The sequence below is a fragment of the Rhodoferax sp. P1_F3 genome, from assembly GCF_056405715.1.
In genome coordinates this window covers 67,889-87,015 of record NZ_JBFUBO010000008.1, presented here as the reverse complement: position 1 = coordinate 87,015, position 19,127 = coordinate 67,889, and the positions used below count along the sequence as shown (strand labels likewise).

20 protein-coding genes and 1 tRNA gene are annotated in these 19,127 nt (G+C 63.1%); 9 read left to right on the top strand and 12 right to left on the bottom strand.

The window, feature by feature from the left end; genetic code table 11:
- Nucleotide 1 precedes the first annotated feature (1 nt).
- Nucleotides 2-814, bottom strand: a complete 813-nt coding sequence (locus AC1DZ5_RS14315; RefSeq protein WP_477890140.1) for an IclR family transcriptional regulator domain-containing protein — start codon at nucleotides 812-814, stop codon at nucleotides 2-4.
- 138 nt (nucleotides 815-952) lie between these two features.
- Between AC1DZ5_RS14315 and pobA the strand changes: the two genes are divergently transcribed.
- From pobA to AC1DZ5_RS14290, 5 genes are all read left to right on the top strand, one after another.
- A complete protein-coding gene (gene pobA / locus AC1DZ5_RS14310) occupies nucleotides 953-2,134 on the top strand; it encodes a 4-hydroxybenzoate 3-monooxygenase (protein ID WP_477890138.1) in 1,182 nt (393 codons plus the stop codon).
- Nucleotides 2,135-2,230: 96 nt separating this feature from the next.
- Entirely contained in the window at nucleotides 2,231-3,451 is a 1,221-nt protein-coding gene (locus AC1DZ5_RS14305) for an efflux RND transporter periplasmic adaptor subunit (protein ID WP_477890136.1), read from the top strand.
- On the top strand, nucleotides 3,448-6,522 hold the full coding sequence (locus tag AC1DZ5_RS14300; RefSeq protein ID WP_477890134.1) for an efflux RND transporter permease subunit: 3,075 nt from the start codon (nucleotides 3,448-3,450) through the stop codon (nucleotides 6,520-6,522). Before AC1DZ5_RS14305 ends, AC1DZ5_RS14300 begins: the two co-directional genes overlap by 4 nt.
- An 89-nt stretch (nucleotides 6,523-6,611) precedes the next feature.
- Complete coding sequence (locus AC1DZ5_RS14295; protein WP_477890132.1) at nucleotides 6,612-7,502, top strand: MurR/RpiR family transcriptional regulator; 891 nt, start codon at nucleotides 6,612-6,614, stop codon at nucleotides 7,500-7,502.
- Nucleotides 7,503-7,551: 49 nt separating this feature from the next.
- Entirely contained in the window at nucleotides 7,552-7,899 is a 348-nt protein-coding gene (locus AC1DZ5_RS14290) for a phosphomannose isomerase type II C-terminal cupin domain (protein WP_477890130.1), read from the top strand.
- Between the two features lie 11 nt (nucleotides 7,900-7,910).
- Here AC1DZ5_RS14290 and AC1DZ5_RS14285 read toward each other — a convergent pair.
- Nucleotides 7,911-7,986, bottom strand: a tRNA-Arg gene (locus AC1DZ5_RS14285).
- 93 nt (nucleotides 7,987-8,079) lie between these two features.
- Between AC1DZ5_RS14285 and AC1DZ5_RS14280 the strand changes: the two genes are divergently transcribed.
- Nucleotides 8,080-8,610: a c-type cytochrome gene (locus tag AC1DZ5_RS14280; protein WP_477890128.1), complete on the top strand. Its 531-nt coding sequence runs from the start codon at nucleotides 8,080-8,082 to the stop codon at nucleotides 8,608-8,610.
- Between the two features lie 123 nt (nucleotides 8,611-8,733).
- Here AC1DZ5_RS14280 and AC1DZ5_RS14275 read toward each other — a convergent pair whose 3' ends face one another.
- The 4 genes from AC1DZ5_RS14275 to AC1DZ5_RS14260 are packed head-to-tail and all read right to left on the bottom strand — an operon-like array spanning nucleotide 8,734 to nucleotide 11,548.
- The gene (locus AC1DZ5_RS14275; RefSeq protein ID WP_477890126.1) at nucleotides 8,734-9,276 is read right to left on the bottom strand and encodes a DUF2946 family protein; all 543 of its coding nucleotides are present in this window, start codon (nucleotides 9,274-9,276) and stop codon (nucleotides 8,734-8,736) included.
- Between the two features lie 15 nt (nucleotides 9,277-9,291).
- Nucleotides 9,292-10,287: a YheT family hydrolase gene (locus tag AC1DZ5_RS14270; protein ID WP_477890124.1), complete on the bottom strand. Its 996-nt coding sequence runs from the start codon at nucleotides 10,285-10,287 to the stop codon at nucleotides 9,292-9,294.
- A gap of 45 nt (nucleotides 10,288-10,332) precedes the next feature.
- On the bottom strand, nucleotides 10,333-10,788 hold the full coding sequence (locus tag AC1DZ5_RS14265; protein ID WP_477890122.1) for a YybH family protein: 456 nt from the start codon (nucleotides 10,786-10,788) through the stop codon (nucleotides 10,333-10,335).
- 19 nt (nucleotides 10,789-10,807) lie between these two features.
- The gene (locus AC1DZ5_RS14260; protein WP_477890120.1) at nucleotides 10,808-11,548 is read right to left on the bottom strand and encodes a Rossmann-fold NAD(P)-binding domain-containing protein; all 741 of its coding nucleotides are present in this window, start codon (nucleotides 11,546-11,548) and stop codon (nucleotides 10,808-10,810) included.
- A gap of 72 nt (nucleotides 11,549-11,620) precedes the next feature.
- Here AC1DZ5_RS14260 and AC1DZ5_RS14255 point away from each other — a divergent pair, with 72 nt between their 5' ends.
- Genes AC1DZ5_RS14255 through AC1DZ5_RS14245 form a run of 3 tightly spaced genes read left to right on the top strand, consistent with a single transcriptional unit; the run spans nucleotide 11,621 to nucleotide 13,671 of the window.
- A complete protein-coding gene (locus AC1DZ5_RS14255; RefSeq protein WP_477890118.1) occupies nucleotides 11,621-12,229 on the top strand; it encodes a LemA family protein in 609 nt (202 codons plus the stop codon).
- 6 nt (nucleotides 12,230-12,235) lie between these two features.
- Nucleotides 12,236-13,156, top strand: coding sequence for a TPM domain-containing protein (locus AC1DZ5_RS14250; RefSeq protein WP_477890116.1), 921 nt, complete (start codon nucleotides 12,236-12,238; stop codon nucleotides 13,154-13,156).
- Nucleotides 13,156-13,671, top strand: a complete 516-nt coding sequence (locus tag AC1DZ5_RS14245; protein WP_477890114.1) for a TPM domain-containing protein — start codon at nucleotides 13,156-13,158, stop codon at nucleotides 13,669-13,671. Before AC1DZ5_RS14250 ends, AC1DZ5_RS14245 begins: the two co-directional genes overlap by 1 nt.
- A gap of 56 nt (nucleotides 13,672-13,727) precedes the next feature.
- On the opposite strand, the gene AC1DZ5_RS14240 is transcribed toward AC1DZ5_RS14245, so the two are convergent.
- From AC1DZ5_RS14240 to AC1DZ5_RS14215, 6 genes are read right to left on the bottom strand one after another with little or no spacing between them, the layout of a single operon-like run.
- Nucleotides 13,728-14,144 carry a F0F1 ATP synthase subunit epsilon gene (locus AC1DZ5_RS14240; RefSeq protein ID WP_310342374.1) on the bottom strand — a complete coding sequence of 139 codons (417 nt, stop codon included), beginning with the start codon at nucleotides 14,142-14,144 and terminating at the stop codon, nucleotides 13,728-13,730.
- A 3-nt stretch (nucleotides 14,145-14,147) separates the two neighbouring features.
- Nucleotides 14,148-15,548, bottom strand: a complete 1,401-nt coding sequence (gene atpD / locus AC1DZ5_RS14235) for a F0F1 ATP synthase subunit beta (protein WP_310342376.1) — start codon at nucleotides 15,546-15,548, stop codon at nucleotides 14,148-14,150.
- 27 nt (nucleotides 15,549-15,575) lie between these two features.
- The gene (gene atpG / locus AC1DZ5_RS14230) at nucleotides 15,576-16,460 is read right to left on the bottom strand and encodes a F0F1 ATP synthase subunit gamma (RefSeq protein ID WP_477890111.1); all 885 of its coding nucleotides are present in this window, start codon (nucleotides 16,458-16,460) and stop codon (nucleotides 15,576-15,578) included.
- Nucleotides 16,461-16,487: 27 nt separating this feature from the next.
- Nucleotides 16,488-18,041 carry a F0F1 ATP synthase subunit alpha gene (gene atpA / locus AC1DZ5_RS14225; protein WP_310342381.1) on the bottom strand — a complete coding sequence of 518 codons (1,554 nt, stop codon included), beginning with the start codon at nucleotides 18,039-18,041 and terminating at the stop codon, nucleotides 16,488-16,490.
- Nucleotides 18,042-18,091: 50 nt separating this feature from the next.
- Nucleotides 18,092-18,622, bottom strand: coding sequence for a F0F1 ATP synthase subunit delta (locus tag AC1DZ5_RS14220; protein WP_477890109.1), 531 nt, complete (start codon nucleotides 18,620-18,622; stop codon nucleotides 18,092-18,094).
- Between the two features lie 9 nt (nucleotides 18,623-18,631).
- On the bottom strand, nucleotides 18,632-19,102 hold the full coding sequence (locus AC1DZ5_RS14215; RefSeq protein ID WP_477890107.1) for a F0F1 ATP synthase subunit B: 471 nt from the start codon (nucleotides 19,100-19,102) through the stop codon (nucleotides 18,632-18,634).
- Nucleotides 19,103-19,127: the final 25 nt, after the last annotated feature.

Genomic DNA, 19,127 nt, shown 5'->3' with positions numbered 1-19,127 from the left:
CTCACAAGAGCGGGCGCAGCTCCCGCGCCGCGTCCTGCAGCACGGGCAACAGCTCGCGCGCCATGTCATCCAGCGTCAGCCGGTGCGGTGCCGCCACCACATTGAGCGCCCCCACGGTGTCGCCATGCAGGTTGCGCAGCGGTACCGCCAGCGCTTGCACGCCCAACTCATGCTCCTCACTGGCCAGGCAGTAGTCCTGGCGACGCGCCTGCTCGACCAGCGCGCGCAGCACCTTGGGCTCGGTCACCGTGTGGGCCGTCAGGCGGCGCAGGGTGTGGGCCTTGAGCCAGGCATTGAGCGCGGGCTTGGGCAGCGCGGCCAGCAGCACCCGCCCGGTGGACGTGGCATGCGCTGGAAGGCGTGCACCCAGGTGCAAGCCATAGGCCAACACTTGGGCTTTGCCCGAAGGTGAGCTGCGCCAGTCGTTGCCGCTGCGTGCCACGATCACCACCTCATCCGCATCCAGCACCACGGCCGAGAACGACTCCTGCGTCTGCGCCGCCAGACGGTTCAGCGTGGGCTGCAACACGCGTGGCAGCCGGGCCGACGACAGGTAGCTCCCCGAGAAGCGCAGCACCTTGCTGGAGAGCCAGTAGTAGCTGCCATCTGTCTCCAGGTAGCCCAGGTAAGCCAGCGTGAGCAGGTGGCGCCGCGCCGCAGCACGCGTGATGCCGGCACGCTGGGCGGCCAGCGTGGCGTTGAGGCGCTGGCGCTCGGTGTCAAAGCTTTCCAGCACGGCCATGCCCTTGGCCATGCCGGCGATCAGATCGGCCGGAGCGATGGTGGCGGGGTGCAGAGGGGAGGCAGAAGGCATGGTGCGGTCTTTGGGTATGTCGGTTTTGCGCGATTATCGCGCAATCACTCCAATCACCGCGCAACAGCATAGCAACTCGGATGCACAAACAAGGCGGCCTGCCTAAGCTAGGCACACATTTAAAAACACGGAGTTTTCATGCGCACCCAAGTCGCCATCATTGGCGCCGGCCCCTCGGGCCTGCTGCTCGGAGCCCTGCTGCATAAGGCCGGCATTGCGAACGTCATCATCGAACGCCAAAGCCCGGACTACGTGCTGGGCCGCATCCGCGCCGGCATTCTGGAGCAAACCACGGTGGACGCGATGGTGGAAGCCGGTGTGGGCGCAGGCGTCGGCCGCGAAGGCATCGTGCACCAGCACCTGGACCTGGTGTTCAAGAACCAGCACCACGCCATCGACCTGCACCGGTTGACTGGCGGCAAAGTGGTGACCGCCTACGGCCAGACCGAAGTGACACGCGATCTGATGGAGGCGCGCGCCGCCTCCGGGCAGACTACGGTCTACCAGGCCGACCAGGTCAGCGTGCATGACTTCGAGGGCCAGCATCCCCAGGTGCGCTTTGAGGTGAATGGCCAGTCCCAGGTGCTGGATTGCGACTTCATCGCCGGTTGCGATGGCTTCCACGGCGTGTGCCGAGCCAGCGTGCCGAAGAACGCCATCCGGGAGTTCGAGAAGGTCTACCCCTTCGGCTGGCTGGGGGTGCTGAGCGACACACCGCCGGTATCGCCACACGCCATCATCTACGCCAACAGCGAACGTGGTTTTGCACTCTGCTCCATGCGCAGCATGACGCGCAGCCGCTACTACGTGCAGTGCCCGCTGACAGACCCCGTGGAGGCCTGGAGCGATGCGCGCTTCTGGACCGAACTTAAAAGCCGGCTGGACCCCGCCACAGCCGAGCGCCTGGTGACCGGCCCGTCCATCGAGAAAAGCATAGCCCCGCTGCGCAGCTTTGTAGCTGAACCCATGCGCTTTGGCCGCCTGTTTTTGGCTGGGGATGCCGCCCACATCGTGCCGCCCACGGGCGCCAAGGGCCTGAACCTTGCCGCCAGCGACGTGCGCATGCTGTCGCAGGCGCTGGGGGAGTTCTATACCGAGAAGTCGGAAGCCGGCATTGACGGCTACTCGGAGCGGGCACTGCGTCGCGTCTGGCGCGCCGAGCGCTTCTCGTGGTGGATGACCTCGCTGCTGCACCGCTTTCCCGACACCGAAGGCTTCGGCCAACGCGTGCAGGAGGCTGAGCTGGAGTACCTGGTGCAGTCCCAGGCCGCGTCTACCGCGCTGGCGGAAAACTACGTGGGTTTACCGCTGCAGGGCTGAACTTTACGGAGGCTTTACACAGCCGACAGCGGGCAGCGGCAAACAGGATTCAAAGTCGGGGTACCTCCCCGTCCCACCCCTATGCCACTGCTGCCCATGACCCTTGCCCGCTCTCCCCTGCTCATTTTTGGCGCCCTGTTGCCCCTGGCCCTGCTGGGGTGCTCGGGCAAGACCGAAGCCCCCACGGCCCAGGCCGCCACCGCACCAGTGCCTGCCGCATCGGCCAGCGCCGCGACAGGGGCACCTGCCACCGTCAGCACCGTCAAAGCTTTGAGCCGCGACCTATCGGTCACGCTGAAGGCCACAGGAACAGTCGCCCCGCTGACCACGGTGGACGTCAGATCCCAGGTCACCAGCACGGTGACCCAGGTGCATTTCAAGGAAGGGCAGTTCGTCAAGGCGGGGCAGGTGCTATTCACGCTGGACGCCCGTACCGATGAGGCCAACGTGGCCAAGGCCCGCGCACAGCTGGCCAAAGACAACGCCAGCCTGGCCGACGCCAAGCGCCAGTTCGAGCGCGCCCAGCAGCTGTTCACGCAAAACTTTATCTCGCAAGGCGCAGTGGACACCGCGCAGGCACAGGTGGAAGCCGTGACCGCCACCGTGGCGGCCGACCAGGCGGCGATAGACGCTACGCGCGTGGCGCTGTCGTACTCGCGCATCACTGCACCCAACGCGGGGCGCGCAGGCGCTGTGAACGTGTATCCCGGCAGCGCAGTGCAGGCCAACGTGACCACACTGGTCACGATTACCCAGCTGGACCCGATTGGCGTGCAGTTCAGCATTCCGCAGCGCAACCTGGGCGATGCCCTGCAGGCACTGCAAGGCGGTGGTGCCAGCGTGACCGCCACGCTGGCCGACGGCGGTGGCACCTTCAGGGGACGCCTGCAGTTTGTAGACAGCCTGGTGGACGCCAGCTCGGGCGCCGTCAAGGCCAAGGCGGTGTTTGACAACAAGGACACCAAGCTCTGGCCCGGTGCGTTCGTAGAAATTTCGCAAACCGTATCCACCCTCCAGGGCGCGGTGGTGGTGCCGCAGGCGGCCATCATCCAGGGTGCACGCGGCACCATCGTGTATGTGGTGGAAGACGGCAAGGCCGTGCTGCGCCCGGTGAAGCTGGTCTACGCAGAGGCGGGTGATGCGGCGGTGACCGGCATCCAGGCGGGCGACAGCGTGGTGCTGGACGGCAAACAAAACCTGCGCCCCAACACCCCGGTGGTGGAGCGCAGCAAGGACGCCAAAGACCCACCCGGCGCGCCCAAAGACAAGGACAGCAAGGCCGTGGCCCAGGACAACACCAAGCCCGCCACACCATGAACTTCTCTGAACTGTTTATCCGCCGTCCGGTGATGACGGTGCTGCTGAACCTGGCTATCGTGCTGGCCGGGGTGATTGGCTTTCGCAGCATCCCCGTGTCCGCACTGCCCAGCTATGACACGCCCGTCATCAACGTCTCCGCATCCCTGCCCGGGGCCAGCCCGGAAACCATGGCCACCTCGGTGGCGCTGCCGCTGGAAAAACAATTCCAGACCGTACCTGGTCTAAAAACCATCAGTTCCACCAGCACGCTGGGCAGCACATCGTTGACGCTGGAGTTTGAAGAGTCGCGCAACATCGACGCCGCGGCGGTGGATGTGCAAGCCGCGCTGCTGCGTGCGCAGCGTGCCCTGCCGCAGGACATGACCAACCCGCCGTCCTACCGCAAGGTCAACCCGGCGGACGCGCCGGTCCTGCTGATTGCGCTGCAGTCGCCCTCACTCTCACCTGCCGAGCTGCAGGACTATGCCGAGCACCTGATCTCGCCCACGCTGTCCACTGTGGACGGCGTGGCCCAGGTCAGCGTCTTCGGTGCCAAGCGCTATGCGGTGCGCGTGCGGGTGCAACCCGAGGCCCTGGCCACACGCAACATCAGCCTGGACGAAATCAGCGCCGCGCTCAAGGCCGCCAACGTGAACACACCCGTGGGCACACTGGAAGGCCCCAAGCAAACCCTGGTGCTGCAGGCCAACAAGCAGCTGCGCACTGCCGCCGAATTTGCCGACCTCATCGTCAGCACGCGCGGCGGCACGCCGGTACGCCTGCGCGACGTGGCCGTGGTGGAAGACAGCCTGGAAACACTCAAGAGCTGGGCCACGTTGAATGGGGAGAACTCCATCACCCTGGCTGTGCAGCGCCAGCCTGGTGCCAACACCGTGCGCGTGGTCGACTCCATTCGCAACGCGCTGCCCGCACTGCAAAGCCAGATGCCGCAATCGGTCAGCATGACGCCGATCAACGACCGGTCCGTCTCCGTGCGCGAGGCGCTGCACGACGTGACCCTGACCCTGATCGGCACCATCGCGCTGGTGGTGCTGGTCATATTCCTGTTCCTGCGCCGCTTTGTGGCCACGGCCATTCCGGCTTTGTCGCTGCCAGTGTCGCTGGTGGGTGCGGTGGCCTTGCTGTGGGGCTTGTCGTACAGCCTGGACAACATCTCCCTGCTGGGTCTGACGCTGGCCGTGGGCCTGGTGGTGGACGATGCCATCGTGGTGCTGGAGAACATCATCCGCCACGTGGAGCATGGTGAAAACTCCTTCCAGGCCGCGCTGCGCGGCGCGCGCGAGGTGGGCTTCACCATCATCTCGATCTCCACCTCGCTGATTGCGGTGTTCATCCCCATCTTCTTCATGCCCGGAGTGATTGGCCTGCTGTTCCACGAGTTTGCCGTGGTGGTGGGCTTGTCCATCGTGGTGTCGGCCTTTGTGTCGCTCACGCTGGTGCCTATGCTGGCCAGCCGCTTTCTCAGTGATGAGGCCCACATGAAGCCGCCCGGTGCCGTGGTGCGCAGTTTCGAGCGCGGCTTCAACGCCCTGCTGGCTGGCTACACCCGGCTGCTGGACAAGGCGCTGTCCCACCGGGCCCTGATCGTGGGTCTGGCCATTGCCACCTTTGTGGCGACCGCGTGGTTGCTGGTCATCATCCCCAAGGGCTTCTTCCCCGAGGAAGACATCGGCCAGATCCAGGTGACCACCGAGGCCAGCGAAGACACCTCTTTCCCCGAGATGGTTCGGCTGCAAGAGCGGGCCGCCGAGATCATCCGCAAAGACAGCAATGTCGCCGCGGTGAGCTCCTTCAACGGCGGCAGCGGTGCGCAAAACACCGGCCGCATGTTTGTGACGCTGAAGCCCACGGCAGAGCGTCAGCCCATGAAGAAAGTGGTGGAAGGCCTGCGCAAGCAGCTGCGCTCAGTGGCCGGCATCAACGTCTTCATGCGGCCCACCCAAAATCTGCAACTGGGCGGGCGCCAGAGCAAGGCGCAGTTCCAGTACATCCTGCAAAGCGTGCGCGCCGACGAGCTCAACACCTGGGCCACCAAGCTGCAAGAAAAGCTGCGCGCGGACCCGGTGTTCCGCGACGTGACCAGCGACGCGCAGCTGCGCGGCCTGCAGGCCCAGCTCAAGATCGACCGGGACCGGGCCAACGCACTGGGTGTGTCCATCGACGCCATCCGCTCTGCCTTGTTCAGCGCGTTTGGGGAGCGCCAGGTGTCCACCATCTACCTGCCCACCGACAGCTACCAGGTCATCATGGAAGTGGCGCCCGAAGCCAAGCAGGACGAGCATGCGCTGAACGGCATTTACGTGCGCTCGTCCACCGGTGCGCTGGTGCCCATGTCCAGCTTCACCACGGTGGAGCGTGCCGTGGGCCCCTCGTCCATCAACCATGTGGGCCAGCTGCAGGCCGTGACCGTGTCCTTCAACCTGGCCCCCGGCACGGCGCTGGGCGATGCCACGGCCAAGATCGATGCGGCGCGTGCAGCCATCCAGATGCCTGTGTCCATCATCAGCACCTATGGCGGTGATGCTGCCGTGTTCAAGAGCTCGCAGGGCAGCCAGACCATTCTGGTGGTTGCGGCGCTGCTGGTGATTTATGTGCTGCTAGGCGTGCTGTACGAGAGCTACATCCACCCCATCACCATCCTGGCGGGCCTGCCGTCTGCCGCGGTGGGGGCGCTGGCCACGCTGATGTTGTTCGGGCAAGACCTGACGCTGATCGCCACCATCGGCATCGTGCTGTTGATCGGCATCGTGAAGAAGAACGCCATCATGATGATCGACTTCGCGCTGGACGCGCAGCGCCACCAAGGCATGACGCCAGCACAGGCGATCCGCGAGGCCTGCATCCTGCGCTTCCGCCCCATCATGATGACCACCATGGCTGCGTTGATGGGCGCCCTGCCCATCGCACTGGGCCTGGGTGCGGGCGCCGAGTTGCGCCAGCCGCTGGGCCTGGCGGTGGTGGGTGGGCTGGTGTTCTCGCAGGCCATCACGCTGTTCATCACCCCGGTGATTTACCTGATGCTGGAGCGTTTCAGCGGCACCGGCCCGGTGCTGACAGCTGAAGCGTAATCTGCCAACCAGAAGTACCTTTGTTACATGTCTATTGATGGAAATAAGGTTTTTATGTAACATCGGTACATTCACTGTTTGTACCGATCATGGCGACGCCCTCCTCCATCCACGCGAGCTACTTCATCCAGCGCATTGAACATGCGCTGGACGGACTGCCCGAGTCTGAGCGGCGTGTCATGGCGCTGGCGTGCAGCGACCCGAAGGCATTTCTGGAGATGTCGGCCGAGCAGGCCTCGCTGCTGGCCAAGGTCAGCAAACCCACCGTGGTGCGAGCATGCCGGCGTGTGGGGTACGAGGGGCTCACCGAGTTCAAGCGGCATCTGGTGCTGTACCTGGGCTCGTCGTCGCACGACCTGCCCTATGTGAACTACTCGCTGAAGCACCAGGACGACATCGAGAACCTGGGCGCCAACCTCAGCACCAACCTGATTTCCGCGATTGACGCGTTCCGCAAGTCGGCCGGCTTTGGGCCCATCCAGCAGGCGGCGCAGGCCATCAATGCGACACTGGACCGGCACGGCCACGTGCTGTTGATGGGCGTAGGCAATTCGGGCATTGTGGCTACCGACGCCCAGCACAAGTTCTACCACCTGGGGGTGAACTGCACGGTTTGCCAGGACACCGACCAGCAAGTCATCACCGCCACCATGGCGCAGCCACAGGACTGCCTGATTGCCTTCTCCACCTCGGGCCGCACGGCGGACCTGGTACACGCGGCGCAGATTGCCAGGCGAGGCAAAGTGAAGATCGTCGCAGTGACCAAAACGGGTTCCTCGCTGGCCCAGGTGGCCGATGTGGTGATTCCGGTGGAGCACGATGAAGACAGCAACCTTGCGCTGCCCATGGTCTCACGCGTGCTGCAGCTGCTGGTGGTCGATATCCTGGTGATGGCTGTGGCCACCAAGCGCAGCCCCCACCTGGCACCCCAGCTCAAGGCGCTGGAGAAGAACATCAAACACAAGCGGGAACATGTGTAGGTCCCCGACCATTCACCCTTCAGTCACAACTCTTTTTCAATTGGAAACTATGTCCACCACTTTCGAAACCCGCCCCTGGGGCTCCTTCACCGTGCTGGACGAAGCGCCCGGCTACAAGGTCAAACGCATTACCGTGACGCCAGGCCAAACCCTGTCGCTGCAACTGCACCACCAGCGCGCCGAGCGCTGGGTGGTGGCCGCAGGCAAGGCCGAAGTCACGGTAGGAGAAGAAGTGGCGGAGCTGAAGATTGGCGAGACGGTCTACATCCCCGTGGGCGTGAAGCACCGCCTGGCCAACCAGGCCCTGGAGACTCTGGAGCTGATCGAGCTGCAGATGGGCCCGTATCTGGGAGAAGACGATATTGTTCGGTTTGAAGACCGTTACGGTCGGGCCTAAACCTGAGATGGTGGTGCGGCTGGCGGGGATCGAACCCACGACCCTTGGCTTCGGAGGCCAATACTCTATCCACTGAGCTACAGCCGCGTCCAGAAGAAGGCGCATTGTAGGTGTTTTCACAGAGGGCCCCCGTTATAATCCCGAGCTGTTTCAAAGCACCCGCTATTTTTGAGGACACCCATGAGCGACAACAGCCACGCCACCGCGCACGATGAGGCCCACACCGGCCCCATCAAGACCCCCAAGCAACTGCTGTTGGCGGCATTTTTCTCGTTCGTGATTCCCATTTTCGTGATCATCGGTCTGGTGTACTACGTCACCTCCGACTACAAACCCGCTGCGGGCACCGTGAGCGTGGAAAAGTCCACCGCTGAGCGCATCCAAAAGGTCGGCATGGTCGAAATTCGCGATGCCAACCGCGAAATGAAGACCGGTGAACAGGTTTTCAAAGCCCAATGCTCCGCCTGCCACGCCACGGGCGCTGCTGGTTCTCCCAAGTTTGGTGATGCGTCCGCGTGGGGCCCTCGCATCAAGACCGGCTTCGAAGCCTTGCTGAACTCCGCCCTCAAGGGCAAGGGCGCCATGGGCGCACAGGGTGGTGGCGACTTTGACAACCTCGAAGTGGCGCGCGCTGTGGTCTACATGGCCAATGCCGGTGGCGCCAAGTTCGACGAGCCCAAGAAGCCTGCGGCACCCGAAGCTGCCAAGTAAGTACACGCGATAGGCCTGCGGGCCTTGCGACAAAAAAGCCGACCCTGTGGTCGGCTTTTTTGTGGTCATTTGGGCCTCTAGTCCCCGTGATATATGCGCCAGCAGCTACAAAAAATATAGCAATCAGTGGCCTGTGTGGTGCGCCAACGGGCTGGTGACGTAGGCAAACCGAGCCGGCAGCTCCGCCCGGCTCACGTCTTCCAGCGTCCACAGCCCCGACTCCAGCGCGCGCGCGGCGTTCTCCATGTCCTGCGTGTGCACCAAGCCCAGGCCCAGTGCGGTGCGCAGGTACAGCCAGCCCTGCTCGTCCAGCAGCGCGCCCAACACCTGCACAGGCACCCCGGAGTGGGCCGCCACGTCCAAGCTGTCGGCCACGCGCCAGACCCAGGGCGTCGCTTCCAGCTCCACATACACGCGCTGCGGCCCGTTCTGGAAGAACCACTGGCCTGCGGCGTCGGCCGCGTAGTTGCGCTGAATGAAGTCGATCAGCTTTTCGTGCTGCAACAGGCTGCCCTTGGCGCCGGGTCGGCCGCTGCTGAAGGCGCCCGAAGCCTGGGCGCCGTCGTCGCGCATGTACCAGTTGCCGCGCGCGTCCAGCCCCAGCCAGCCGTAGCAGTGCGGCACGTTGGGCCACTTGGCCATGGCTTGTTTGACGATGTCGTCCACGGCGCGTCCCGGTTGCTACTGCAGCTGTTGCGCCAGCCAGCCGCCCACGGCGTCGGGCATGGTGCGCACATGGCCGGGAATGCGCCCGTGCGGAAAGCCCACGTGGCCGCCGTGCGCGGGCTGCCACAGGGTCACGTGCTGGCCCACATCGGCCTGCGAGGGCAGGCACCAGGCGGGCACAAAGGGGTCGTTGCGCGCGTTCACCACCAGCGCGGGAATGCGGATGCGGTGCAAGTGTGGCTTGGCCGACGCCCGGCCCCAATAGTCTTCGGTGCTCTTGAAGCCGTGCAGCGGCGCGGTGAACACGTTGTCGAACTCGTACAGGTCGCGCGCGGCCTTTAGCGCCTGGCCGTCGAACAGGCCGGGGTGCTGCTCCAGCTTGCGCAGCGCCTTGGGCACCATGGTGTTGAGAAACATGCGGGTGTAGACCAGCCGGTTGAAGCCGCGCCCGATGGCGTAGCCACCAGCCGCCAGATCAATGGGCGAGCAGACCGCCGCCACGCTGTTGGCCACCTGGGCCGCGCTGTCACCCATCTCCTGCGCCCAGCGCAGCAGGGCATTACCACCCAGCGAAACGCCGACCGCCATGACGGGGCCGCGGTGCTGCGCGCGAAATCTGGCCAGGATCCAGCCGATCTCCTCATAGTCGCCCGAGTGGTAGGCACGGGGCCCGTGGTTCAGTTCACCACCACAGCCGCGGAAGTGCGGCACCGCGTAGGCAAAGCCACGTTCGCGCGCAAAGTCAGCAAAGGCCTCGGCGTAATGGCTGCGCGAGCTGCCTTCCAAGCCATGGAAAAGCACCAACAAGGGACGCTCCGGTGCCGCCAGAGCGCTGCCCCGCGTCGAGGCCTCATCCTCCAACCAATCCACGTCGACGAAGTCGCCATCGGGTGCGGCCCAGCGTTCGCGGCGGTACTGCGGGTGCGGCCCGAACACCCGACGCGAGTACAGCGCGGGCCAAATAGTTTGCAGGTTGCCGCCGGGCAACCAGCGGGGCGCTACATAATTCATAGCTGCTTGCGCATATTCCATGGGGGATAGAGGCCTTTTTCTATCTCAATGCAGCACCTGAGGTGGATGCTGGGTCTCGGTCACGTCGCCGGGGGTGCCCGGGCTGGCGTGGTGCACCACCAGGCGCCAGCCTTGCGGGGTCTTGTGGTACACGTTGGTGGCCAGCACATGGGCCTGGGCCGGGCCGTCAGCGGTCATCACCTCCACCTTTTCCAGCACATGGTGCACCGCGCTGGCCATGGAGTCGACACGGCGGATGTGCTCGGCCTGGACATGGATGGCGCCACCGTGGGCAAACAGCGCGTCAAACGCAGCCCGTATGCCCCCCGCACCGATGATGCGCGGACCACCAGGGTGGATGCACACAATGTCGTCTTCGTCGGCCCAGCAGGCCATGAGTTTTTCGATGTCGCCTGCTTGCAGGGCTTCGTAGAACGCGGCTTCCACGTCGTCCGGGGTTCCGCCCATGGCGGCGTGGAGTTTGGCTTTGTGTCGGGGCATGGGGCGATTCTCCCCCAACTCAGGTGGCCAACCAGGCACGGACCACGTCTTGCACCGTGGCCTCGCTGGTACGGCGCGCCAGCTCGGGGGGCGCAATGTGCACACCGGGTGGCATCTCGCGCAGGGCCACATCCACCAACGCAGCCAGGTCGGCGGCGCGCGGCGGCATCTCGTTGCTGGGCACCATATAGGCAAAGATGGAGAGCATGCGGTGCGCCAGCCACTCCAGCACATTCGCATGTGTCGGGGTTTGGGGCGCGGCGGCGGGGCGCACCAACAGCAGGCGCTCAAACCCCATGGTGGCCACGGCGTGTTCATCCAGATTCGCCAATCCGGCCTTCAGTGCCTGCGGCAGGCGCCCCTGGTCATGCGGCACCACCACGGCCAGGGTATGCACACCGCAGCGCAACATCCAGGCTGCCAGTGCCGGCAGCTGCGCGGGTTGCGGGGTCCACAGCGCACGCTCACGGTCGTTGTACAGGCTGGGCGCATCAAACACGATCACGCCTACCGATGCGGGCTGCAGCGGCCACGCGCTGGGGTCGTCGGATGCCACGGTCACCATCTGCACCCGGTCCAGCGCGGGGGTGATGTCCTCTTGCGACAGCACCCGCAGTTGGCGGTAATGGTGGCTACCCGCCAGACGCCGCAGCACCTCGGTGCCCAGCGTGCCCGCCGCACCGGCCATCAGCGCTACCGGCAAGGCTGCAGGCGGTGTGGGGCCGCGCTGGGCGGCGTGCAGAACATCGAGTGGGTTCATGGTGCGGCAGGAGAGGAAGGGGCTTTAGAGGGCGCTCTATAGTACGTGCTGTTGTATTAGCAGGAGGTTCACATGCGGTTGTCTTCTTTTCGGGCTTGGGCGTGGTTGGCAGCGGGTGCGGCAGCCGTGCTGCTAAGCGGTTGTGGCTACAACGACTTTCAGCGGCTGGACGAGCAGACCAAGTCCGCGTGGAGCGAGGTGTTAAACCAGTACCAGCGCCGTGCCGACCTGGTGCCCAATATTGTGGCCACCGTCAAGGGCGAGGCCGCCTTTGAACAGGACACGCTGACCAAGGTGGTCGAGGCCCGCGCCAAGGCCACGTCCATCCAGGTGACACCAGAGACACTCAACAACCCCGCGGCTATGGCCAAGTTCCAGGCCGCGCAAGGCGAACTGGGCGGCGCGCTGAGCCGCCTGATGGTCGTGAGCGAGCAGTACCCTAACCTGAAAGCCAACCAGGGCTTTAGCGACTTGCGCGTGCAACTGGAAGGCACCGAGAACCGCATTACTGTGGCACGCAACCGCTACATCCAGGCGGTGCAGGAGTACAACGTGCTGATTCGCAGCTTCCCCAGCAACCTGACGGCGATGGCAATGAGCTACCAGGCCAAGCCCAGCTTCACCGTGCAAAACGAAGCCACCATCAGCACACCGCCGGTGGTGGACTTCAACAAGAAGTAAGCCAGCATGCAACAACTCCTGGGCGGATGGTCGGGGTTGCGACTCTGGGTTGCGGTGTTGGCACTGCTGGTCTGCGCGCCTGCCCTGTGGGCGCAGGATGTGCAGCCGGTGCCGGCGCTCAGCAGCCACGTGATCGACACCACAGCCACATTAAGCGCGGCGCAACAGCAGGCGCTGGACGCCAAACTCGCAGCCTTTGAAGCCAGCAGCGGCGCACAGGTGGTTGTATTGGTGGTGCCTAGCACCGCGCCAGAGGACATTGCCAGTTACGCCAACCGCGTGGGCAATGCCTGGAAGATTGGCCGCAGAGACATTGGCGACGGGTTGATCCTGCTCGTGGCCAAAAACGACCGCAAGCTGCGCATCGAAGTGGCCAAGACGTTGGAAGGCGCCATCCCCGACCTGATGGCCAAGCGTGTGATCGACCAGGCCATTGCGCCACGCTTCAAGGAGGGCGATTTTGCCGGCGGCATCGATGCCGGGCTGGAGCAGATCATGGGGTTGATACGCGGCGAGGCCTTGCCCGCGCCAGCGGCCACAACCAGTAGCGGCGGAGGTGGTGGCCGTCAGGCCGGATTCCAGTGGATGGACTTGGCGGTGTTTCTGTTCTTCGCGGTGGCGATTGGGGGCAGCATGGCCCGCAAGATTTTGGGCAACAAACTGGGCTCTCTGGTCATCGGCGGTGTAGCCGGCACGGTGGCCATGGTGGTGACCTCTAGCATCGTGCTGGCGGTACTGGCAGGCTTTGTTGCCGTGGTGCTGACATTGTTGAGCAGCTTGAACGGCGCCAACCGCGGCGGTGGATCCTGGGGCGGTGGTGGCAGCAGTGGCCGTGGCGGCTGGGGTTCCGGCTCCAGTGGTGGTGGCGGGTTCAGCTCCGGCGGGGGTGGCAATTTTGGGGGCGGTGGTGCCTCTGGGGGCTGGTGATGATTCAACGACTGCAACGCCTCTTCAAACACCGCTGGATGGAAGACGCCGGCCACGTACTGCCAGCCGATGCGCTGCAGCGCCTGCAAGCCCGCGTGGCTGCCAGTGAGCAGCAACACTCGGGCGAAATCCGCATCTGCGTGGAGGCGGGCTTGCCCAACAGCTATCTGCTGCGGCCCGACACCACGGCTGCCCTGCTGCGCCAACGCGCTTTGGCGCAGTTCGGCCGCCTGCGGGTGTGGGACACCGAGCACAACAACGGCGTGCTGATTTACCTGTGCCTGGCCGAGCGCGCCATCGAACTGGTGGCTGACCGGGGTGTGGACCGCGTGGTGCCCGCCGAACAATGGCAAGGCGTGGTGCAGCAGCTGGCCACCGCACTGCGCGCAGGCCAGTACGAGCAAGGCTTGGCCCAGTCTGTCGATGCCGTGTGCGCCGTGCTAACCCAGCATTTCGCGCTACAGCCCGGGCAGCACAACCCCAACGAACTGCCGGACACGCCTAGCCTGTCTTAAGCCCTGAAACGACAAAACCGCCCGAAGGCGGTTTTGCGAGGGCAAGCGCAGGGCGCTTACTTCTTGTGCAGGAATCGGCGCGCAGCCGCAATCTCAGCCGCCATGATGGCGATCTCAGACTGGATTTTCGCAATGTCGATCTCGCTCTTGGCGTTCTTCAGCGCCTCTTCGGCAGCAGCCTTGGCGGCGTTGGCCTTCTCTTCGTCCAGGTCCTTGCCGCGGATGGCCGTGTCAGACAACACGGTCACGCAGTTGGGCTGCACTTCAAGAATGCCACCGGCCACGAACACAAACTCTTCGCTGCCATCGGCTTTCTGAATGCGCACCGAGCCAGGCTTGATGCGCGTGATCAGGGGCGTGTGGCGGGGCTTGATGCCCAGCTCGCCAGCCTCACCGGGAAGCGCCACGAAGACGGCTTCACCGGAGAAGATGGACTCTTCTGCACTGACCACATCAACGTGGATGGTGTTCATTTTTTAGACCTTCTTGGCTTTTTCGAAGGCTTCGTCGATGGTGCCGACCATGTAGAACGCTTGCTCTGGCAGGTGATCGCATTCGCCGCCCACGATCATCTTGAAACCACGGATGGTTTCAGACAAAGGAACGTACTTGCCGGGAGAGCCGGTGAACACTTCAGCCACGTGGAAAGGCTGGCTCAGGAAACGCTGGATCTTGCGGGCACGTGCCACAGCCAGTTTGTCTTCTGGGGCCAAGTCATCCATACCCATGATGGCGATGATGTCGCGCAGTTCGCGGTAGCGTTGCAGCGTGCCCTGCACCGCACGGGCAGTGTTGTAGTGGTCTTCACCCACCACCAGCGGATCCAGCTGACGGCTGGTGGAGTCCAGTGGATCCACAGCAGGGTAGATACCCAGCGAAGCGATGTCACGGGACAGCACCACGGTGGAGTCCAAGTGGGCAAAGGTCGTGGCGGGAGAAGGATCGGTCAAGTCATCCGCTGGCACGTACACGGCCTGGATGGACGTGATGGAACCCACCTTGGTCGACGTAATACGTTCTTGCAAACGGCCCATTTCTTCGGCCAGCGTAGGCTGGTAGCCCACGGCGGACGGCATACGACCCAGCAGCGCAGACACTTCGGTACCGGCCAATGTGTAGCGGTAGATGTTGTCCACGAAGAACAACACGTCTTTGCCTTCGTCACGGAACGATTCCGCAATGGTCAGACCGGTCAGGGCCACGCGCAGGCGGTTGCCTGGGGGTTCGTTCATCTGACCGTACACCATCGCCACTTTGGACTCAGGCAGATCTTCGAGGTTCACCACACCGGAATCGGCCATCTCGTGGTAGAAGTCGTTCCCTTCACGGGTACGCTCACCCACACCAGCGAACACGGACAAGCCGCTGTGCGCCTTGGCGATGTTGTTGATGAGTTCCATCATGTTCACGGTCTTGCCCACACCGGCACCACCGAACAGACCCACCTTGCCGCCCTTGGCGAACGGGCAGACCAAGTCAATCACCTTGATGCCGGTTTCCAGCAGCTCTTGCGAAGGGCTCAGTTCGTCGTAGGACGGGGCCTTGCGGTGAATGGAGGCAGTGTGCTCTTGGCTCACGGGGCCACGTTCGTCGATGGGCGCACCCAACACGTCCATGATGCGGCCCAGAGTGGCCTTGCCCACGGGCACGGTGATTTGTGCACCGGTGTTGTACACCACCAGACCGCGACGCAGGCCGTCAGACGAACCCAGCGCAATGGTACGCACCACGCCGTCGCCTAGCTGCTGCTGCACTTCGAGAGTCAGCGGGGAGCCTTCCATCTTGAGCGCGTCGTACACACGGGGCATGCGGTCACGTGGAAATTCCACGTCCACCACAGCGCCGATACATTGAACAATTTTTCCTTGGGCTTGCATTTTTCGCTCCAATAATTTTGAATTCGCTTAGCCGCTGATGGCAGCTGCACCGGACACGATTTCAGACAGCTCTTTGGTAATCGCAGCCTGACGGGTCTTGTTGTAAACGAGCTTGAGCTCGGCAATGACGTTACCGGCATTGTCTGTGGCGGCCTTCATGGCCACCATGCGTGCAGCGTGCTCGGACGCCATGTTTTCGGCCAGGGCCTGGAACACCAGAGCCTCTACATAACGCACGAGCAACTCGTCAATAACGGTTTGCGCGTCCGGCTCGTAGATGTAATCCCAAGCGTGGTGGCTGCCTTCGGCCTTGCTGTCCGCAGCCATCTGGTCCGCAGACAGTGGCAGCAGTTGCTCAACCACAGGGTCCTGCTTCATGGTGCTGACAAACTTGTTGTAGCAGACGTACACCGCGCTGACTTCACCGGCCACATACGCGTCGATCAGCACCTTGACGGGCCCAATGAGCTTGTCCAGGTGAGGACGATCGCCCAGGTGGGTTACGTGGGACACGACTTTCGCGCCCACGCGGTTCAAGAAGCCCAGACCCTTGCTGCCGATGGCAACCGCCTGTGCGGTCTTGCCGGCAGCCTGCGTATCACGCAGCTTGCCGGTGACCTGACGCAACAGGTTGGTATTGAGACCACCACACAGGCCCTTGTCCGTGGTCACCACAATCAGACCCACCGCTTTCGCGTCGTTGGTCTTCATGAAGCTGTGCACGTACTCAGGGTTGGCCTGTCCCAGATTGGTCGCAATGTCCCGGATCTTCGTGCTGTAAGGCCGGGCAGCGCGCATACGCTCCTGCGCCTTGCGCATTTTGGAGACCGAGATCATTTCCATGGCCTTGGTGATCTTCTTGGTGTTTTCCACCGATTTGATCTTGGTGCGTAGTTCCTTACCTGCTGCCATCAATGGCTCCTTGTGATCAGGGGGAAATCAAGCAAAAGTTTTCTTGAACGCGGCCACAGCAGCAGTCAATTCAGCCTCTGCATCCTTGTCCAATGCCTTGGTGTCTTCCACCTTGGCCAACAGGGCTGCGTGCTTGTCCTTGAGGTAGGCATGAAGGCCGTGCTCGAAAGCCAGGATCTTCTTGACTTCCACGTCGTCCATGAAGCCCTTGTTCACTGCGAACAGCGAAGCGCTCATGATGCTGATGGACTGGGGGCTGTATTGCTTTTGCTTGAGCAACTCGGTCACGCGGGCACCGCGGTCCAGCTGCTTGCGGGTGGCTTCGTCCAGGTCGGAAGCGAACTGCGCGAACGCAGCCAATTCACGGTACTGAGCCAAGTCGTTACGGATACCGCCGGACTGGCCCTTGACCACTTTGGTCTGCGCAGCAGAACCCACGCGGGACACCGAGATACCGGCGTTGATCGCGGGGCGCACGCCAGCGTTGAACAACGAGGTTTCCAGGAAGATCTGGCCATCGGTGATCGAGATCACGTTGGTAGGCACGAAAGCGGACACGTCGCCGGCTTGGGTTTCAATGATAGGCAGAGCGGTCAAAGAACCGGTCTTGCCCTTCACAGCGCCCTTGGTGAAGGCTTCCACATACTCGGCGTTCACGCGGGCTGCGCGCTCCAGCAAGCGGCTGTGGAGATAGAACACGTCGCCAGGGTAGGCTTCGCGGCCGGGTGGACGGCGCAGCAGCAAGGAAACCTGGCGGTAAGCCACGGCTTGCTTGGACAAATCGTCATACACGATCAGGGCGTCTTCGCCGCGGTCGCGGAAGTACTCGCCCATGGTGCAGCCGGAGTACGCAGACACGTACTGCATGGCAGCCGATTCAGAGGCGGAGGCAGCCACCACAATGGTGTATTCCATGGCGCCAGCTTGTTCCAGCGCGCGCACCACGTTCTTGATCGAAGAGGCCTTTTGGCCGATCGCAACGTAGACGCAGGTCATGTTCTGACCCTTCTGGTTGATGATGGCGTCGATGGCCACGGCGGTTTTGCCGGTCTGGCGGTCGCCGATGATCAATTCGCGCTGGCCGCGGCCCACGGGAACCATGGAGTCGATGGACTTCAGGCCGGTCTGCATGGGCTGATCCACGGATTTACGGGCGATCACACCAGGTGCCACCTTTTCAATCACGTCGGTCATCTTGGCGTTGATGGGGCCTTTGCCGTCGATGGGCTGACCCAGGGCATTGACCACACGGCCTTTGAGCTCGGGGCCCACGGGCACTTCCAGAATGCGGCCGGTGCACTTGACCGTATCGCCTTCGGAGATGTGCTCGTACTCACCCAAGATCACGGAACCGACCGAGTCGCGCTCGAGGTTCAAAGCCAGACCGTAGGTGGGCAGGCCGTCGCTACCTGCGGGGAATTCCAGCATTTCGCCTTGCATCACGTCAGACAGACCGTGGATGCGGCAGATACCGTCCGTCACCGACACCACGGTGCCTTGGTTACGGATGTCAGCGCTGGCGGACAAGCCGTCAATGCGGCTCTTGATCAATTCAGAAATTTCTGCGGGATTGAGTTGCATGACTCTTTCCTTCTTTCTTTAGTTGGGCTTCACAGCAGGCGGCTTGCGCCTCAGGCTGTCAAAGCCGCTTTCATTTGTTCCAGACGGGCCTTGACGGAGGTGTCAAGAACTTCGTCACCCACCACCACGCGAATACCGCCGATCAGATCGGCGTCGAGCGCAACGGACACATTGAGCTTGCGACCAAAACGCTTTTCGAGCGAAGCTGCCACGTCCGTCAACGCTTGCGCATCGATTGGAAAGGCGCTGTACACCACAGCATCGGAAAGTCCGCTTTGTGCGTTCTTCAGCGCGCGGAACTGGGCTGCAATTTCAGGCAGGGCTTCCAGGCGTCCGTTGTCTATCACGGTGCGCAGAAAGTTCTTGCCTTGCTCAGACAGCGCAGCCTTGATCACGCCAGCGATCAGGTCATAGACCTGTGCGTCGGTGGTTTTGGGGTTGCTGGCGAACTGCTGCAATTGACCGTTTTCGGCAATCGCAGCCAGCTCGTCCAACCACCCGGCTGCACCGTTCAAGTCCGCTTTCGCGGCCTGGAACAGGGCTTCGGCGTAGGGCCTGGCAATGGTGGCAAGTTCAGCCATAGTATTCCCTTACAGCTCAGTCTTCAGGCGAGACAGCAAGTCGGCATGCACACCGGCATTGACTTCCTTGCGCAGGATCTGCTCAGCGCCTTTGACGGCGAGCGCAGCGACCTGTTCGCGCAAAGCCTCACGGGCTTTCACGGACTGCTGCTCAGCCTCTGCCTTGGCAGCCGCAATGATGCGGTTGCCTTCTTCGGTGGCGCGGCCCTTGGCATCTTCCACAATGGTCTGCGCACGGCGCTCGGCGTCAGCCAAGAGACCTGCAGTTTCATTTTTGGAAGAAGCCAGTTCGGCTTCCACGCGCTTGTTGGCAGATGCCAGTTCGGCCTTGGCCTTGTCGGCGGCGGCAAGGCCGTCGGCGATCTTCTGTGCCCGCTCGTCCAGCGCTTTCGTGATCGGGGGCCACACGAATTTCATCGTGAACCACACCAGGATCGCAAAAACGATAGCCTGCAGGAACAGGGTTGCGTTGATGTTCACGGTTTGATTCCTTCTCTAACGTGAA

Coding starts and splice junctions, on each gene's coding strand:
- AC1DZ5_RS14315 (WP_477890140.1), bottom strand. CDS start 814: ATGCCTTCTGCCTCCCCTCTGCACCCCGCCACCATCGCTCCGGCCGAT.
- pobA (WP_477890138.1), top strand. CDS start 953: ATGCGCACCCAAGTCGCCATCATTGGCGCCGGCCCCTCGGGCCTGCTG.
- AC1DZ5_RS14305 (WP_477890136.1), top strand. CDS start 2,231: ATGACCCTTGCCCGCTCTCCCCTGCTCATTTTTGGCGCCCTGTTGCCC.
- AC1DZ5_RS14300 (WP_477890134.1), top strand. CDS start 3,448: ATGAACTTCTCTGAACTGTTTATCCGCCGTCCGGTGATGACGGTGCTG.
- AC1DZ5_RS14295 (WP_477890132.1), top strand. CDS start 6,612: ATGGCGACGCCCTCCTCCATCCACGCGAGCTACTTCATCCAGCGCATT.
- AC1DZ5_RS14290 (WP_477890130.1), top strand. CDS start 7,552: ATGTCCACCACTTTCGAAACCCGCCCCTGGGGCTCCTTCACCGTGCTG.
- AC1DZ5_RS14280 (WP_477890128.1), top strand. CDS start 8,080: ATGAGCGACAACAGCCACGCCACCGCGCACGATGAGGCCCACACCGGC.
- AC1DZ5_RS14270 (WP_477890124.1), bottom strand. CDS start 10,287: ATGAATTATGTAGCGCCCCGCTGGTTGCCCGGCGGCAACCTGCAAACT.
- AC1DZ5_RS14265 (WP_477890122.1), bottom strand. CDS start 10,788: ATGCCCCGACACAAAGCCAAACTCCACGCCGCCATGGGCGGAACCCCG.
- AC1DZ5_RS14260 (WP_477890120.1), bottom strand. CDS start 11,548: ATGAACCCACTCGATGTTCTGCACGCCGCCCAGCGCGGCCCCACACCG.
- AC1DZ5_RS14255 (WP_477890118.1), top strand. CDS start 11,621: ATGCGGTTGTCTTCTTTTCGGGCTTGGGCGTGGTTGGCAGCGGGTGCG.
- AC1DZ5_RS14250 (WP_477890116.1), top strand. CDS start 12,236: ATGCAACAACTCCTGGGCGGATGGTCGGGGTTGCGACTCTGGGTTGCG.
- AC1DZ5_RS14245 (WP_477890114.1), top strand. CDS start 13,156: ATGATTCAACGACTGCAACGCCTCTTCAAACACCGCTGGATGGAAGAC.
- AC1DZ5_RS14240 (WP_310342374.1), bottom strand. CDS start 14,144: ATGAACACCATCCACGTTGATGTGGTCAGTGCAGAAGAGTCCATCTTC.
- atpD (WP_310342376.1), bottom strand. CDS start 15,548: ATGCAAGCCCAAGGAAAAATTGTTCAATGTATCGGCGCTGTGGTGGAC.
- atpG (WP_477890111.1), bottom strand. CDS start 16,460: ATGGCAGCAGGTAAGGAACTACGCACCAAGATCAAATCGGTGGAAAAC.
- atpA (WP_310342381.1), bottom strand. CDS start 18,041: ATGCAACTCAATCCCGCAGAAATTTCTGAATTGATCAAGAGCCGCATT.
- AC1DZ5_RS14220 (WP_477890109.1), bottom strand. CDS start 18,622: ATGGCTGAACTTGCCACCATTGCCAGGCCCTACGCCGAAGCCCTGTTC.